The organism is Nocardioides sp. LHG3406-4 (genome assembly GCF_049897745.1).
In the GTDB taxonomy this organism is placed as follows: domain Bacteria; phylum Actinomycetota; class Actinomycetes; order Propionibacteriales; family Nocardioidaceae; genus Nocardioides.
On sequence record NZ_JAFCWV010000006.1, the window covers coordinates 155,192 to 171,493 of the forward strand.

Annotated in this window: 14 protein-coding genes; 9 read left to right on the forward strand and 5 right to left on the reverse strand. The window is 71.4% G+C overall.

What is annotated here, in order from left to right:
• Window positions 1-7 precede the first annotated feature (7 nt).
• Window positions 8-721, reverse strand: coding sequence for a succinate dehydrogenase cytochrome b subunit (locus ACP7BP_RS19340; RefSeq protein WP_426247018.1), 714 nt, complete (start codon window positions 719-721; stop codon window positions 8-10).
• A 136-nt stretch (window positions 722-857) separates the two neighbouring features.
• Between ACP7BP_RS19340 and ACP7BP_RS19345 the strand changes: the two genes are divergently transcribed.
• From ACP7BP_RS19345 to ACP7BP_RS19370, 6 genes are all read left to right on the forward strand, one after another.
• Window positions 858-2,438, forward strand: coding sequence for a DUF1800 domain-containing protein (locus ACP7BP_RS19345; protein WP_426247019.1), 1,581 nt, complete (start codon window positions 858-860; stop codon window positions 2,436-2,438).
• Window positions 2,439-2,443: 5 nt separating this feature from the next.
• Window positions 2,444-3,676 carry a DUF1501 domain-containing protein gene (locus ACP7BP_RS19350; protein ID WP_426247021.1) on the forward strand — a complete coding sequence of 411 codons (1,233 nt, stop codon included), beginning with the start codon at window positions 2,444-2,446 and terminating at the stop codon, window positions 3,674-3,676.
• A gap of 119 nt (window positions 3,677-3,795) precedes the next feature.
• Complete coding sequence (locus tag ACP7BP_RS19355; protein WP_426247023.1) at window positions 3,796-4,569, forward strand: hypothetical protein; 774 nt, start codon at window positions 3,796-3,798, stop codon at window positions 4,567-4,569.
• Window positions 4,569-6,455 carry a fumarate reductase/succinate dehydrogenase flavoprotein subunit gene (locus ACP7BP_RS19360; RefSeq protein WP_426247025.1) on the forward strand — a complete coding sequence of 629 codons (1,887 nt, stop codon included), beginning with the start codon at window positions 4,569-4,571 and terminating at the stop codon, window positions 6,453-6,455. The genes ACP7BP_RS19355 and ACP7BP_RS19360 overlap by 1 nt, the downstream gene beginning before the upstream one ends.
• Before the next feature lie 2 nt (window positions 6,456-6,457).
• Window positions 6,458-7,234 (forward strand): succinate dehydrogenase/fumarate reductase iron-sulfur subunit, encoded by a 777-nt coding sequence (locus ACP7BP_RS19365; protein ID WP_426247026.1) that lies wholly within the window; start codon window positions 6,458-6,460, stop codon window positions 7,232-7,234.
• A 61-nt stretch (window positions 7,235-7,295) separates the two neighbouring features.
• Complete coding sequence (locus tag ACP7BP_RS19370) at window positions 7,296-7,691, forward strand: MerR family transcriptional regulator (protein ID WP_426247028.1); 396 nt, start codon at window positions 7,296-7,298, stop codon at window positions 7,689-7,691.
• 16 nt (window positions 7,692-7,707) lie between these two features.
• On the opposite strand, the gene ACP7BP_RS19375 is transcribed toward ACP7BP_RS19370, so the two are convergent.
• A complete protein-coding gene (locus ACP7BP_RS19375) occupies window positions 7,708-8,922 on the reverse strand; it encodes an MFS transporter (RefSeq protein ID WP_426247030.1) in 1,215 nt (404 codons plus the stop codon).
• 169 nt (window positions 8,923-9,091) lie between these two features.
• On the opposite strand from ACP7BP_RS19375, the gene ACP7BP_RS19380 reads away from it, so the two are divergent.
• Entirely contained in the window at window positions 9,092-9,469 is a 378-nt protein-coding gene (locus ACP7BP_RS19380) for a VOC family protein (protein WP_426247032.1), read from the forward strand.
• Window positions 9,470-9,493: 24 nt separating this feature from the next.
• Here the strand turns inward: ACP7BP_RS19380 and ACP7BP_RS19385 are convergent, their stop codons facing one another.
• From ACP7BP_RS19385 to ACP7BP_RS19395, 3 genes are all read right to left on the reverse strand, one after another.
• Complete coding sequence (locus ACP7BP_RS19385; RefSeq protein WP_426247034.1) at window positions 9,494-10,579, reverse strand: glycosyltransferase; 1,086 nt, start codon at window positions 10,577-10,579, stop codon at window positions 9,494-9,496.
• A 129-nt stretch (window positions 10,580-10,708) separates the two neighbouring features.
• Complete coding sequence (locus ACP7BP_RS19390; protein ID WP_426247035.1) at window positions 10,709-11,635, reverse strand: CU044_5270 family protein; 927 nt, start codon at window positions 11,633-11,635, stop codon at window positions 10,709-10,711.
• On the reverse strand, window positions 11,628-12,263 hold the full coding sequence (locus tag ACP7BP_RS19395; protein ID WP_426247036.1) for an RNA polymerase sigma factor: 636 nt from the start codon (window positions 12,261-12,263) through the stop codon (window positions 11,628-11,630). The genes ACP7BP_RS19390 and ACP7BP_RS19395 overlap by 8 nt, the downstream gene beginning before the upstream one ends.
• Window positions 12,264-12,408: 145 nt before the next feature.
• Between ACP7BP_RS19395 and ACP7BP_RS19400 the strand changes: the two genes are divergently transcribed.
• Both ACP7BP_RS19400 and scpA read left to right on the forward strand, forming a co-directional pair.
• The gene (locus ACP7BP_RS19400; protein WP_426247038.1) at window positions 12,409-14,121 is read left to right on the forward strand and encodes a methylmalonyl-CoA mutase family protein; all 1,713 of its coding nucleotides are present in this window, start codon (window positions 12,409-12,411) and stop codon (window positions 14,119-14,121) included.
• On the forward strand, window positions 14,118-16,298 hold the full coding sequence (gene scpA / locus ACP7BP_RS19405) for a methylmalonyl-CoA mutase (protein ID WP_426247039.1): 2,181 nt from the start codon (window positions 14,118-14,120) through the stop codon (window positions 16,296-16,298). Before ACP7BP_RS19400 ends, scpA begins: the two co-directional genes overlap by 4 nt.
• Window positions 16,299-16,302 lie beyond the last annotated feature (4 nt).

Consider the following 16,302-nt stretch of genomic DNA (forward strand, 5'->3'; position numbering starts at 1 on the left):
CTTTGCCTTACTTCTCGATGACACCGGCGAGGACGAAGATCGGGACCAGCGAGAACCCTCCGGCGATGACGACCGCCAGGGTGAACGCGACCCGCTTGGCGAGGGTGCGCGAGCGCTGGGTGCCGGTGAGCCCCATGGTCTGGCACGCGCTCCAGAAGCCGTGGTGGATGTGCGCTCCGAGCATCGCCATCGCGACCAGGTAGATGACCGTGAGCCACCAGGTGGCGAACGTGTCGACCAACAGGTTGTAGGGGTCGTTGGTCGGACCGCCGTCGACGTTGACCTTGCCGATGGTGAAGTTCAGCAGGTGCCACACCACGAAGAGCAGGAGCGTCACGCCGCCCCAGCGCATCAGCCGGCTGGCCGGGATCGCGCCGGTGTGCTTCTTCACGACGTACTTGACCGGCCGGGCCAGCCGGGCGCGGCGCCAGAGCGCCACCGCGGCGTACACGTGGGCCACCAGCGACAGGACGAGTGCGGCGCGGATGATCCACAGCAGGCCGGAGTACGGCAGCATCGGCTGTCCGAAGGTGCGCAGGTGGTGCGCGTACTCGTTGAAGGCGTCATGGCCGGCGAAGGCCTTGAGGTTGCCGTACATGTGGAGGATCACGAAGCCGATGAAGACGAATCCACTGACGGCCATCAGGAGCTTGAGGGCGATCGTGGACCGCGAGGCACGAGCACCTCTGACCAGGCTCGGGCCGGAGACTTGGGCTGACACGATGGTTACGCTACCGCCAGTGGGACCCGGGACATGAGCCCGGGCGGTGTGACATTCGACCCGCTCGGCCCTTACTCGGGGCACCCCCCTCGCGCTAGCGTGTCGCGTCCGCCCCCGCTCCTGGAAGTCTCCCCCCATGTCCTCAACGACCTCTGCCCTCGGTCGGCGCGCCCTCGTCGGCGGCGCCAGCCTGGGCGCGGCTGCCGCCCTCCTCCCGCTCGCCTCGGCCCCCGCCGACGCCCTCGCCCCAGGTGGCGGGAAGGGCAGGGGCAAGGGGAAGCGACGGCTGCTGTCCAAGCAGGACCGCCACCTGGTGAGCCGCTTCTCGTTCGGGATCACCCCGGAGCTGGCCAGGGACGTCCGCCGGCGCGGGGGCGCCGAGGCCTGGTTCGAGCGTCAGCTCAAGCCCTCGCGGATCCGTGACCCCAAGGCGGAGACGATCGCGTCGTGGTTCCCGAGCATGCGGCGCGGACCGGGAGAGCTCTGGACGCGGCAGGTGACCGATGTCGAGGGCGGCTGGCAGGTGATGGACGACTATGTCCGCTGGGTGCTGCTGCGGCACGTGCACTCCAACCGCCAGGTGCTGGAGGTCATGACGTCCTTCTGGGAGAACCACCTCCACGTCCCGGCCGTGGGCGACCCGCACTTCACCTACCGCGCCGACTATGGGCAGACGATCCGCAAGCACGCCCTCGGGCGCTTCGACGAGCTGCTGCTCGCGGCCGCGACCCACCCCGCGAACCTGATGTACTTCGCCGCCGACAAGTCGACCAAGGAGCACCCCAACGAGAACCTCGGGCGCGAGCTGCTCGAGCTGCACACCGTGGGGGTCGGCAACTACTCCGAGCGCGACGTGCGTGACTCCGCACGGATCCTGACCGGCTGGACGGTCGACCGCGAGGCCTGGCGCGCCCTCTACCTCTACGACACCCACTACCGGGGCCGGGTCAAGGTCAAGGGGTTCACGGACAAGAACCACAAGGCGGACGGCAAGAAGGTCACCCGCGACTACCTCAAGCACCTCGCCCACCACCCCGACACCGCGCGGCACCTGGCGACCAAGCTCGCGATCAAGTTCGTCAGCGACGACCCGCCGGCCTCGCTCGTCAGGCAGCTGGCCCGCGTCTACCTCGACAACGACACCGCGATCGTGCCGGTCCTGCGAGCGCTGGTGGCCTCCAAGGCCTTCAAGAAGGCGGAGGGCGAGAAGGTGCGTGACGCCGGCGAGGACGTCGTCGCCACCCTCCGCGTCCTGGCGCCGACGTTCCGGCGGCCGCCTACGGGGGAGGAGTACGGATCCTCCGGGGTCGCCGCCCTGCTCTGGCAGACCAGCCAGATCGGCCCGCCGCCGCACACCTGGTCACCCCCCGACGGGGCGCCGATCGACAACGCCGGGTGGTCCTCCCCGTCCCGGCTGCTCGGCTCGATGGCGACGCACTACGGCATGGCGGGCGGCTGGTCCGGTGGCGACGACATCGTCTTCCGCGAGCCGGTGTCCTGGCTGCCGAGGCCCCAGCTGCGCTTCGACGAGTACGTCGAGCACATGTCCGAGCGGATCCTGCACCGCCCGGCCACCGGCACGCTGATGCTGGCGTGCAAGCGGGCCACCGGCTACGACGCCGACGAGCCCATCGACGTCGACCACCCGCTCGCCGACTGGATGTTCCCGCGGTTCCTCGCGACCTTCCTCGACTCGCCCGACCACTTCACCAGGTGACCGCCATGACGCAGAACCCCGCCACCCCCTGCTGTGACGAGTACGCCGCGGTCTCGCGCCGCGGGCTGTTCGCCGGCGCCCTGGCCCTGGCCGGCGCCAGCACCGTCGTCGGCAACGCCGTCGTCACGGCCTCCCCGGCCGCGGCGGCGAGCGCGTCGTCGGTGCTCGTCGTGGTGTCGCTGCGCGGCGCCGCCGACGGCCTGTCCCTCGTGGTGCCGCACGCCGACCCGGTCTACTACGCGGCGCGGCCGCGCATCGCCGTACCCGCCGACCGGCTGCTGGCGAAGGACGCCATGTTCGGGCTGCATCCCGCCATGAGCGCCCTCGTGCCGCTGTGGGACGCCGGGCAGGTGGCGGCGGTTCACGCCACCGGTCTGCCGGTCGCCAACCGCTCGCACTTCGCGGCCATGGAGGAGATCGAGGACGCCGACCCGGGGTCGAGCAAGCGCGTCGGCTGGCTCAACCGCCTGGTCGGCACCACGGCGGGATCGCACCCCCTGCAGGGGTTCGGCGTCGGCACCCTGCCCACCGCGCTCTACGGAGGGAGCCCGGTCATGTCGGGCGGCAACGTCAAGAGCGTGGAGGTGCCCGGAGCCGACAAGGAGGGTCGCCGCAAGGCATCGCTGGAGACCCTGTGGGCCAACGAGAGGAGCGGCCTGGGCACGAGCATCCGCTCGGTCTTCTCCGCCATCGACGCCTTCGACCCGGCCCAGGCGGCCGTGGACAACTCGAAGACCTATCCCGGGTCCGACCTGGGCCGCGCGCTCTCCACGGCGGCCCGCATCGTGCGCGGCGACGTCGGCGTCGAGGTCATCACCGTCGACCAGGGCGACTGGGACATGCACACGGGCATGGGGTCGGCCGACGGCGGCTGGATGGCCGACAAGGCCAAGGACCTGGCCGCCTCCATCGCCGCCTTCTTCGCCGACCTGGGCCCTCAGGCGCCGAAGGTCACGCTGGTCACGATCAGCGAGTTCGGCCGCCGCGTGGTCGAGAACGACGGCTACGGCACCGACCATGGCCACGGCAACGTGATGTTCGCCGTCGGGGCCGGGGTCAGGGGCGGCTACCACGGCCGGTGGCCCGGCCTGGCCAACAGCTACGAGGCCGACCTCGCGGTCACCACCGACTACCGCAACGTGCTGGCCGACGTGGTCGAGACCCGGTTCGGCGCCTCGTCGGCGACCGTCTTCCCCGGCCTGAAGCGCAGCGCCGTCGGCCTGATGGCCCGGGTGTAGCCACCGCACCCTCGCTGTCCGCGAATGGGCGCGCCCCCTTCCGCTGGCGTGTGACACCCGCCATAGTCGGGGGCGTTGTCTGACCAGCGGAGGAACTAGTGGCATCGACGGACACCGGAGTGAGCGGCCCGACCAGAGCGCGAATCCCGGAGAGGACCCTGCGCGAGGACCGCTGGTGGCTGGCGCCGCTCGCGACCTTCGTGGTGTTCGCGGCCTTCGTGGTCTACGCGACCGTGCGTGCCTTCATGGGCAGCGGCTACTACGCGTCGCCGTACCTCTCGCCGTTCTACTCGCCGTGCCTGGGCGACTGCGTCGACGGCGCGTCCGACTTCGGGCAGCCGTTCCAGGCGTTCCCGCTCTCGGCGGCGCTGATCATCCTGATCTTCCCGCTGGGCTTCCGGCTGACCTGCTATTACTACCGCAAGGCCTACTACCGAGCCTTCTGGCTCTCGCCGCCCGCGTGCGCCGTCGCGGAGCCGCACCAGGCCTACTCCGGTGAGACCCGCTTCCCGCTCGTCTTCCAGAACATCCACCGCTGGTTCTGGTACGCCGCGGTCCTGGTCGCGCTGGTCCTGAGCTTCGACGTCGTGCTGGCCTTCCGCAACGCCGAGCACGAGTGGGGCCACATGGGGCTCGGCACCCTCCTGATGCTGGTCAACGTGGTGCTGATCTGGCTCTACACCCTGTCGTGCCACTCCTGCCGGCACGCGGTGGGCGGCCGCCTGCGGCACTTCTCGAAGCACCCGGTCCGCTACCGGCTGTGGACGTGGGTGTCGCGGCTCAACACCCGGCACGCCCAGTACGCGTGGTACTCCCTCTTCTCGGTGGCGCTGGTGGACCTCTACATCTACCTGCTCGCCACCGGCGTGATCGACGACGTGAGGTTCTTCTAATGGCTCGGCACGAGATGACCGGCAACGAGATGTCCGGGGAGCACAGCGGCGGGATGGAGCGCCACACCTACGACGTGGTGGTGGTCGGCGCCGGCGGTGCCGGCCTCCGGGCCGCGATCGCCGCGCACGACGCGGGCGCCCGGACCGCGATCGTGTGCAAGTCGCTCCTCGGCAAGGCACACACGGTGATGGCCGAGGGCGGCATCGCCGCGGCGATGGGCAACCGCTGGCCCGAGGACAACTGGGAGGTGCACTTCCGCGACACCATGCGTGGCGGGAAGATGCTCAACAACTGGCGGATGGCCCAGCTGCACGCCCAGGAGGCCCCCGAGCGGGTGATGGAGCTCGAGGACTGGGGCGCCCTGTTCGACCGCACCGACGACGGGCTCATCTCGCAGCGCGACTTCGGCGGGCACCGGTACGCCCGCCTGGCGCACGTCGGTGACCGCACCGGCCTGGAGATGATCCGCACGCTCCAGCAGCGCGCCGTACAGCTCGGCATCGACGTGTTCATGGAGTGCACGGTCACCGACCTGCTCAAGGACGGTGACAAGGTCTCCGGCGCCTTCGGCTACTGGCGCGAGACCGGACGCTTCGTCACCTTCGAGGCGCCGAGCGTCATCCTCGCGACGGGCGGCATCGGCAAGTCGTTCAAGGTCACCTCGAACTCCTGGGAGTATACCGGTGACGGGCACGCGCTCGCGCTCCGGGCCGGGGCCTCGCTGATCAACATGGAGTTCGTGCAGTTCCACCCGACGGGCATGGTCTGGCCCCCGTCGGTCAAGGGGCTGCTCGTGACGGAGTCGGTGCGCGGCGACGGCGGCATCCTGAAGAACTCCGAGGGCGAGCGGTTCATGTTCGACTACATCCCGGAGTACTTCAAGAGCGAGACGGCCGACACGGTCGAGGAGGCAGACCGGTGGTACGACGACAAGGCGAACAACCGTCGTCCTCCCGAGCTGCTGCCCCGTGACGAGGTCGCCCGCGCGATCAACTCCGAGATCAAAGCCGGTCGCGGATCACCGCACGGCGGCATCTACCTCGACATCGCCTCCCGCCGGAGCCCGGAGTTCATCCGCAAGCGGCTGCCGTCGATGTACCACCAGTTCAAGGAGCTCGCCGACGTCGACATCACCGCCGAGCCGATGGAGATCGGCCCGACCTGCCACTACGTGATGGGTGGCGTCGAGGTCGACCCCGACACCGAGGTGACGGCCGTCCCCGGCCTGTACGCCGTGGGCGAGTGCTCCGGGGGCATGCACGGCTCCAACCGGCTCGGGGGCAACTCGCTGTCGGACCTGCTGGTGTTCGGGCGCCGGGCGGGGGAGGCCGCCGCGTCGTACGCCGCCGGACTGGGCGGCAACCGGCCGGCCGTGGCGCCGGCCGACGTCAAGGCCGCCGAGGTGAGCGCGCTGGCGCCGTTCGAGCTGGAGGGCGGCGAGAACCCCTACTCCATCCAGGGCGACCTGCAGCAGTCGATGAACGACCTGGTCGGGATCATCCGCACCGCCGAGGAGCTGGAGCGGTCGCTCGAGGAGATCGAGGCGTTCAAGGTGCGGGCGGCGGCGATGGCGGTCGAGGGACACCGGCAGTACAACCCCGGCTGGCACCTCGCGCTCGACCTGCGCAACATGCTCGTCGTCAGCGAGTGCATCGCCAAGGCGGCGCTGGCCCGGCAGGAGTCGCGCGGCGGGCACACCCGCGACGACTTCCCCGGGCCGAACGACGAGGAGTGGGGCGTCAAGAACCTCATCGTGACCCTCAACGACCAGGGCACCGGCGTCGACCTGCACGAGAAGCCGCTGCCCGTCATGCCCGACGAGCTGAAGAGGTACTTCGAGCCGGCAGCCGCCGAGAGCCCAGCCGACAGCAAGGAGGGGAAGTAGCCATGGGATACGACCTGAAGATGCGGATCTGGCGCGGCGACCAGGACGGCGGCGAGCTCGGCGACTACACCGTGGAGGTGTCCGAGGGGGAGGTCGTCCTCGACGCCCTCCACCGGGTGCAGGCGACCCAGGCGGGCGATCTGGCGATCCGCTGGAACTGCAAGGCCGGCAAGTGCGGCTCGTGCTCGGCGGAGATCAACGGCAAGCCGCGGCTGCTGTGCATGACCCGGCTCTCCGACTTCGAGGAGACCGACACGATCACGGTCACGCCGATGCGCACGTTCCCGGTGATCCGCGACCTGGTCACCGACGTGTCCTACAACTACGAGAAGGCCAAGGAGCTGCCGTACGCCGACCTCGGCCCCCGCGACCCCGATGGGAAGCGCCGGATGGCGCAGATCGACGTCGAGCGCGGGCAGGAGTTCCGCAAGTGCATCGAGTGCTTCCTGTGCCAGAACACCTGCCACGTCGTACGCGACCACGAGGACAACAAGCAGGCGTTCGCCGGGCCGCGGTTCTTCCTGCGGTACGCCGAGCTCGACATGCACCCTCTGGACACCCATGACCGCCGGGCGCTGGCCCAGGACGCCGCCGGGCTCGGGATGTGCAACATCACCAAGTGCTGCACCGAGGTCTGCCCCGAGGGCATCAAGATCACCGACAACGCGATCATCCCGATGAAGGAGCGCGTGGTCGACCGCAAGTACGACCCGCTGGTGTGGCTGGGCAGCAAGATCGGGCTGCGGAGCAAGGACTCCGAGGGGCGCACCGAGGTCTGAGCCGGGCTGCGAGCGTGAGACCTGCACATGGCTGTGAGGGTCCCGTCCTATCCTGGAGGGCATGAGGATCGGCGAGCTCGCGGAGCGCACCGGCGTGTCCCGACGGCTGCTGCGCTACTACGAGGAGCAGCGGCTGATCACGCCCAGCCGGGCCCGCAACGGCTACCGGGAGTACGACGAGGCGCACGTGGACATCGTCCTCCAGATCAAGGGGCTCCTCGATGCCGGACTGCCGACCCGCATCATCCAGCAGCTCCTGCCGTGCCTGGACAGGCCGCGGACCATCTACGTCCCCAACGTGACCCCCGAGATGACCGCGACCCTCCAGCTGGAGCAGGCGCGCCTGTCCGAGCGCATCGAGTGCCTGACCCGCAACCGGGACGCGATCGCCGACTACCTCGACAAGGTCCTGGCCGTGAAGTCGGTGAACGACGAGACGGGTCTGCTGCACGCCTAGGCCCGGTTCGCGGCACTCATGTGGTCGCCTCCCTCCGCCTCGCGGGAAACCCGTGCGTGCCCGTGACGACGGCCGCCAGCGCCGGGGCCAGAAGGACGAGGACGAACCAGGGGAAGGATCGCGCGCCCAGGCCGTCGAGGAGCAGACCGCCCGCGACGCCACCCAGGGCGAGCGCTGCGTTCCACAGCGTGACGAGCATGGCCTGGGCGGTGTCGGCCGCTGCGCCGGCCGCGTCGCCCAGAGCCGTCTGCAGGAGGGTGGCCATGCCGCCGAATCCCACTCCCCACAGAGCCGCTGCGACGTAGACGACGACCGGGCTGTCGGCGAGCGTGGCCAGGAGGGTGGTCCCTGCGGCGAACAGGAGAGTGCCGGCGATGGTGAGGCGGCGCAGGCGACGGTGGATGTGGGAGCCCACCAGCGAGATGGCCGCCACCGACGCCGTGCCGAACACGAACAGCACCGCTGCGGTGGAGTCGACCATGCCGAACTCGTCGAGGAAGGTCGCGATGTAGGTGTAGAGGACGGTGTGCGCCAGGACGACGGTGAGGACGACGAACAGGACGGGTGTCACGCCGGGCACGCGCAGGGTGTGCGCGACACGGGACCGACGCTGCCGGTGCTCGCCGGGGAAGTCCGGGACCGTCACGCCGAGCCAGGCGAGCACGACCAGGGCGATGACGGTCATGGTGAGGAAGGCGACCCGCCAGCCGAGAGCCTGGCCGAGGAGCGTTCCTGCCGGCACCCCGAGCGCCAGGGCGAGCGGCGTCCCGGCCATGGCGACCGCGATCGCCTTGCCGTGAAGCGCGCTGGGGACCATGCGCCGCGCGTAGCCGGCCATCATCGCCCAGACCAGCCCGCCGCAGACGCCGGCGATGAACCGGCCGACCATCGTCAGCACGAACTGGTCGGAGACGGCTGTGATCGTGTTGGCGATCGCGAACCCGGCCATCGTGGTCAGCAGCAGTCTCTTGCGCCGCCACCCGGAGGTGGCCGCGGACAACGGGATCGCCGCGACCGCGGACCCGATCGCGTAGATGGTCACCGCCTGCCCCATCGCCGACTCGCCCACCCGGAGGTCGCTGCTCATCGCGGGCAGCAGGCCCCCTGGCAGGGCCTCGGTCAGGACGGTGATGAAGGAGGCCGTGGCCATGGCCATCAGTGCCCCGAGCGGGAGCCGCTGGCTCGTGGATGTCTGTGGGCCGGGGACCGGCCGTGCCGTGTCGTTTCGCATGGCGCCATGGTCGAACCCTCACAGAGGTGTGAAGGTCAAAGCGGCTGGGTGTGAGGTCAGCCACGTGCGTCCGGTCGAGGCTCGCAGGCGCCGAGCAACTCCTGGTGGTCGTTCGAAATTTCGATGTAGAGGCCAGGAACTGACCTGATGACTTCCTAGGCTCGATGTCATGGACATGAAGCTGGAGCTGGTGATGGTGCCCGTGACGGACGTCGACCGGGCCAAGGAGTTCTACGAGAAGGTCGGCTTCGTCGCCGATCACGACTACACGGTGAGCGAGGAGATTCGCTTCGTGCAGCTGACCCCGCCTGGGTCGGCATGCTCGATCGCGATCGGCCGGGGCCTCACCCGGCTGACCCCCGGCTCGCTCGACAACCTGCAGATGGTCGTCGCCGACGCCGACACCACCCTGGCTGACCTGCGCTCGCGCGGGGTGGACGCCGACGGCGTCGAGGAGCACCCCTGGGGCCGGTTCGTGTCGTTCGCCGACCGGGACGGCAACCGCTGGGCGCTCCAGGAGCTGCCGGACTGGTCGCAGCAGTCCTGATCGTCCCGCTGCGGTACGCCGGTGTCACCCGGTGGCAGCGGCGTACCGCGCTGGCGGGCGACTCGTGGCGAGCAGGTCCTCGTGGATCGCGTCGAGTGCCGCGCAGGCCTCCACCCAGGTGCGGGCGGACGCGAGCTCGCGGCCGCGGGTGCCGAGCAGGTGACGCTGCGGGTCGGCGGCCACGGACTCCACGGCGCGACGCAGGGCACGCGGGTCGGCCGGGTCGTAGGTCAGGCCGGTCTCGAGGGGTCGGACGAGGCCCAGCGCGCCCCCCGACCGCGGCGCGACGACCGGGATGCCCGACGCGGCCGCCTCACGGTGGACGTGGCAGCAGGTCTCGTCGGTGCCGGGGTGGACCAGCACGTCGAGCGAGGCCAGGGCGGTCGCGAGCTCGCCCGTGGGGAGGGTCCCGGTGAACTTCGCGCCGGGCAGCCGGGCCTCGAGCCACGATCGCTGGGGTCCGTCGCCGATGACCACCAGACGGATGCCCGGGACGCCGGCCAGCTCCGCGAGGCGTCGTACGCCGTGTCGCTTGTGCAGGCTCCCCGCGTAGCCCACGACCACGCGCGGGCCGGAGCTCGACCTCGCCCGAGCCCACTTCGCGTGCAGCCATTCGTCGCGCAGGCTCGGCGAGAACGCGGCCGGGTCGACGCCGGGCTGCCAGACGAGGGCGTCGACGCCCAGGATGCCCATCCGGTCGGCCATCCACGGGCTCGTCACGACGACGCGGTCGGCGCGCGCGACCACCTGGCGGAGCCAGCGCTCCGCCGCGGCGGCCGAGACGGGGGAGTGCTGCACGGCCAGCCTCGGGACACCCAGGCGCCGGGCGTGCTCGAGGGCGCGCCGGCCGATGCGCCCCGGGCTCAGGACGTGAACCAGGTCGGGCTCGAAGGTCGTCAGCGCGGCACGCACGTGGGCGCCGGCGTGGGTGGTCGCGACCCGGACTACCGGCATGGAGCGGTACGTCGCCAGTCCGGGTCCCGACGCGACGATCATCAGCTCGTGGCCGGTGTCGACGAGGTGGTCGGCGACGTTCTTGAGCGTCGTGGTGGTGCCGTCGACGGCGGGATAGAAGGACTCGGTCACCAGCGCGATCCGACGTGGCGTCATGCGGCAAGCATCGGACGCCATCACCAACGCGGCGCGGACTGCGGTCGACCCCACGATGAACACCAGGCCGGTCGGCCGAACAGGCATCGAGGAGGCCGGCACCCCCGTGGGCCGGCCTCCTCGATGGCGTCAGGGGCGCTGGCCGGGACGGTCGACGACGGCCGCGGGGAGGACCGTGGACTCGTACCAGGTCTCGCCCGGGGTGAGGTCGAAGCCGGGGTCACCAGCCGCGCCGATGTGGCCCGCCTCGAGCGCGGTCACGCGGGTGCCGACGTAGGCGTAGGTGTGCGGGTCCAGGAGCATCTCGCGCCGGGACTCGATGCCGGTCACGTCGGGGACCCCGTCGAACGTCACGGACAGCACCGGACGGTCGAGGAGGTCGGGTCGGGCGTCCTCGTCGATCCCGACGCCATGGATGGTCGCCAGCGCCCGGAACAGGTTCGCCCGGGCCTGCGCCGGCAGGAGGGGCTGGCCCAGGGTCTCGACGACGGCGTCGAAGTCGCGGGCCGCCTCGGTGGGGCCCTTCGCGTCGGCAAGGTCGCCGTCACGGAGAGCGGCGAGCAGCGCCGCGGGCTCGGCGGGCAGGGCGGCCGCGCCGTCGTACCACTCCTCGGGGGTGGGGATCTCGGGGTCGTCCACGAGGTCCTGGACGAGGAGCTTGCCCGGTCGGTCGGACGGGCCGCCGGCGAACTGGGTGCCGTCGAACCGGGTCCATGCCTCGCCCGGGATCATCTCGAAGGGCTCTCCGACGGTGGCTCCGCCGTACATCGTCTCGAAGACCCACTGGTCGTCGCGGGGCCGCTCCACTACGTCGTCGGCGACGACAGCCGCGGCCCGCTGGAGCACGGCTGCCGCGCTGGGCGATGCACCGGGTCCGGTCTGCAGGGCCACGAGGCCGCCCGCGCCGAGGGCGAGCACGGCCGCGGCCGAGACCAGCCAGCGGGCTCGGGAGCGACGGGGTGGTCGCAGCTCGGCGAGGAGTACGTCGCGGGCGCCGCTCGGCGCGGCGGCGGGTGCGTCGGCGCGAAGCTCGCGCACGAGGGTCAGCTCATCCATGGTGGGTCTCCTGACTGGTCGATCGGATGGTGTCGCGCGCGTCATCGGGGTCGCCCGCCGGCGGTCCGGGCAGTGCCTCACGGACCTTGCGGCGGGCGCGGTTGAGCCGGGACCGCACGGTCCCGACCGGGAGGCCGAGGGCCGAGGCCACCTCGGCGTAGGAGAGGTCGGCCCACGCCACGAGCAGCAGCACGTCGCGGTCGCCGGCCGAGAGCTCGGCGAGCGCGAGGGCCAGCGGCCGGTTCAGCGCCTGGGCAGCCACCCGCTGGTCGGCCTGCTCGACCCACGAGTGGGCGATCGGGTCGATGCCCGTGCGTGCGAAGGCACGGAGGCCCCGCACCTCGCTGCGCCGGTGCTTGGCGGCCACGTTGCTGGCGATGCCGTAGAGCCAGGGCCGAGCGCTGCCCCGGGTGTGGTCGAAGCGGGCCCGCGAGCGGAAGGCGATCACGAACGTGTCGGCGGTGAGGTCCTCGGCCACGTCGGCGCCCAGACGGCGCAGCAGGTAGCGGTGTACGTCGGGAGCGTGCCGGTCGTAGACGTGTGCGAACTCGGCCGGGTCGTGCAGGGACGCCGCGACGACCTGGGCGTCGGTGCGGTCGGGCTGCGGGGCCGCTGCGGGAGTGCTCACGTGGTGATGTTCCCCGATGTCGTGGTCCGGGTTCACGGCTTCGTCCACCGCTCCCCGTGCCAGGACGGACCGGAGCGGTCGGGTGATGCGCCGAAAACGTCACACTCGGTGGTCGTCGCGGAGACCGCTGCCTATTGTTCGCAGCATGAGTGGCCTCACGGAGCCGGAGGAGTTCGAGCCTGAGCAGGGCTCGCTCACCCTGGCATCCCCTGATGACGACGCGACGGTGGCCGACTGGGAGAGGGCGGCGGCTGCGGTGCTCCGCAAGGCCCGCCGGCTCGGCGCCGACGATCCCGACGAGCTGGTCTGGGACCGGCTGGCCCGGACCACCCTCGACGGCATCGACGTGCCTCCCATCGGCACCCGAGAGCTGGCCGAGCAGGCGACCACGGCCGGTCGCCCCACCCGCGCGGGCGACTGGGACATCCGGTCGCACGTCACGGTCGTGGCCGAGGAGGCCACCAACGAGGCGATCCTCGTCGACCTCGACCAGGGCGTGACCTCGCTGTGGCTCGACCGGGTCGAGGGAGTCGACCTGCCCGGCCTGCTCGACGGCGTGCTCCTCGACCTGGCACCGGTCGTGCTCGACGGGCACGGGGACACCCTCGCCGCAGCGCGCGCGTTCCTCGGCGTGCTGGGTGGCGCCACCCCGGCGGAGGGCACCAACCTCGGCGCCCCGTGGGACGACGACCAGCTCGTGGCCGTGGCCGGCCTGGCCCTCGAAGCCGGCACGCTGGCGGTCGTGGTCGACGGCACTCTCGTCCATGACCGGGGCGCCTCCGACGTGCAGGAGCTGGGCTGGTCGCTCGCCGCCGGCATCGGGGCGCTGCGCACCCTGACCGCGGCCGGCATCGCCATCCACGACGCACTCGGGCTCATCGAGTTCCGCTACGCCGCGACCGACGAGCAGTTCCCCACGATCGCCAAGCTGCGCACCGCCCGCCGGCTGTGGGCCCGCGTCGCCGAGCTGTCGGGCTCCGACCGCACCCATCAGCGCCAGCACGTCGTGACGAGCCGGCCGATGATGAGCGCGTTCGACCCGTGGGTCAACATGCTGCGCACCACCGTCGCCGCCTTCGCTGCGGGCGTCGCCGGCGCCGACGCGGTGACGGTGCTGCCCTTCGACTCCCCGCTCGGCGTGCCCGACGCCTTCGGCCGGCGCATCGCCCGCAACACCTCGAGCCTGCTGATGAGCGAGTCCCACGTCGCCCACGTAGCCGACCCGGCGGGCGGGGCCTACGCCGTGGAGAAGCTGACCGACGACCTCGCGCACGCCGCCTGGGCCGAGCTGGGACGCATCGAGCGCGACGGCCCGGCCGGATTGGACTCCCGCATCGCGGAGGTGGCGGCCGCCCGCGACGCGCAGATCGCCCATCGCACGCGGCCGATCACGGGGCTCAGCGAGTTCCCCCACCTGGGTGAGACGCGGCCCGAGCGGGCGCCGTACCCCGTCCCTCCCGCCGTACGCCGCTATGGCGCGGCCTTCGAGGCGCTCCGCGAGGAGCCGCCTGCTGCTCGCGTCTTCCTGGCGACGATGGGCACGGTCGCCCAGCACACGGCGCGCGCGACCTTCGCCGCCAACCTCCTGGCTGCGGGCGGCGTCGCCGTCGACCCGGCCGGCGCCGCCGCCGGCCCCGACGACCTGGTCGCGGCGTACGCCGGACAGCCGGTCGTCTGCCTGGCCGGCACCGACACGGCGTACGCCGAGTGGGGCGCGCAGGCGGTGCAGGCGTTGCGCGAGGCCGGCGCCGGGTGGGTCATCGTCGCCGGCAGGGCCGACGTCGGCGCCGACGACTCCTGCGCGGTCGGCGTGGACGCGCTGGCCTTCCTGGCCACGACGAGGGAGAAGCTGGCATGAGCATTCCGGAGAGCTTCGGGGACCAGCCCCTCGTGGCCGAGGGCGGCCCTGGTTTCGAGGCTCGCTCCGCTCGCGCCTCAACCGACGGGACCGAGTGGGCGAGCCCCGAGGGGATCGACATCCTCCCGGTCTACGGCCCCGAGCACCTCGAGGGACTCGACGCGCTCGACACCTGGCCCGGCCTGAGCCCGTTCCTGCGCGGCCCCTACCCGACGATGTACACCACCCAGCCGTGGACGATCAGGCAGTACGCCGGCTTCTCGACCGCCGAGGAGTCCAACGCGTTCTACCGGCGCAACCTGGCGGCCGGCCAGAAGGGGCTCAGCGTCGCGTTCGACCTGGCCACCCATCGCGGCTACGACTCCGACCACCCGCGCGTGCGTGGTGACGTGGGGATGGCCGGGGTGGCGATCGACTCGATCTACGACACCCGGACGCTCTTCGACGGGATCCCGCTCGACGAGATGTCGGTGTCGATGACGATGAACGGCGCCGTGCTGCCCGTGATGGCGCTCTACATCGCGGCCGCCGAGGAGCAGGGGGTGAAGCCGGAGCAGCTGACGGGGACCATCCAGAACGACATCCTCAAGGAGTTCATGGTCCGCAACACCTACATCTACCCGCCGCTGCCGAGCATGCGCATCATCAGCGACATCTTCGCCTTCACCGCCGAGAGGATGCCGCGCTTCAACTCCATCTCCATCTCCGGCTACCACATCCAGGAGGCCGGTGCGACGGCCGATCTCGAGCTCGCCTACACGCTGGCCGACGGCGTGGAGTACCTCCGCGCAGGCCTGGCCGCCGGCCTCGACATCGACCACTTCGCGCCCCGACTGAGCTTCTTCTGGGCGGTCGGGATGAACTTCTTCATGGAGGTCGCCAAGATGCGCGCGGCCCGGGCGCTGTGGGCGCGGCTGGTGCGCCAGTTCGACCCGCAGAACCCCAAGTCGCTGAGCCTGCGCACGCACTGCCAGACCAGCGGCTGGTCGCTCACCGCGCAGGACGTCTTCAACAACGTGCAGCGCACGTGCATCGAGGCGATGGCGGCCACCCAGGGTCACACCCAGAGCCTCCACACCAACGCGCTCGACGAGGCGATCGCGCTGCCGACCGACTTCAGCGCCCGGATCGCACGCAACACTCAGCTGCTGCTCCAGCAGGAGAGCCGCACCACCGAGGTCATCGACCCGTGGGCCGGCAGCTACTACGTCGAGCGGCTGACCCACGACCTCGCCGAGCGCGCCTGGGGCCACATCGTCGAGGCGGAGGCCGCCGGCGGGATGGCGAAGGCCATCGAGCAGGGCATCCCGAAGATGCGCATCGAGGAGGCCGCCGCCCGCACCCAGGCCCGCATCGACTCCGGTGCGCAGGCCGTGATCGGCGTCAACACCTACCGGCTGGCCGAGGAGGACAAACTCGACGTCCTGCGGGTCGACAACGACGACGTCTACCGGCAGCAGCTGGCCAAGCTGGAGCGGCTGCGCGCCGAGCGCGACGACGACGAGGTGCGTCGTACCCTCGATGCGCTCACCGCCTCCGCCGACCGCGGCGCGAGCAAGGGTAGCCTCGACGGCAACCTGCTGGCGCTGGCCGTCGACGCGGCGCGCGCGAAGGCGACGGTAGGCGAGATCTCCGACGCCCTGGAGAAGGTCTACGGCCGCCACCAGGCCACGATCCGTACGATCAGCGGCGTGTACCGCGACGAGTCCCGCGCCGGCGCCGGCAGCGCCCGCGTCCAGGAGGTCCTCGACGCCACCGCGAGGTTCGAGGAGGAGGAGGGTCGCCGCCCCCGCATCCTGGTCGCCAAGATGGGCCAGGACGGCCACGACCGCGGGCAGAAGGTCGTGGTGACGGCGTTCGCCGACCTCGGCTTCGACGTCGACGTGGGGCCGCTCTTCTCGACGCCCGAGGAGGTCGCCCAGCAAGCGGTCGACGCCGACGTGCACATCGTCGGCGTCTCCAGCCTCGCGGCAGGGCACCTGACCCTGCTGCCCGCGCTCAGGCAGGCGCTCGCCGACCAGGGGCGGCCCGACATCATGGTCGTCATCGGCGGGGTGATCCCTCCCGACGACGTGCCGACGCTCAAGGAGATGGGTGCCGCGGCCGTGTTCCTGCCCGGCACGGTCATCGCCGACTCGGCGCTCGACCTGCTCGCGAAGCTGTCCGACCACACGTGACGGG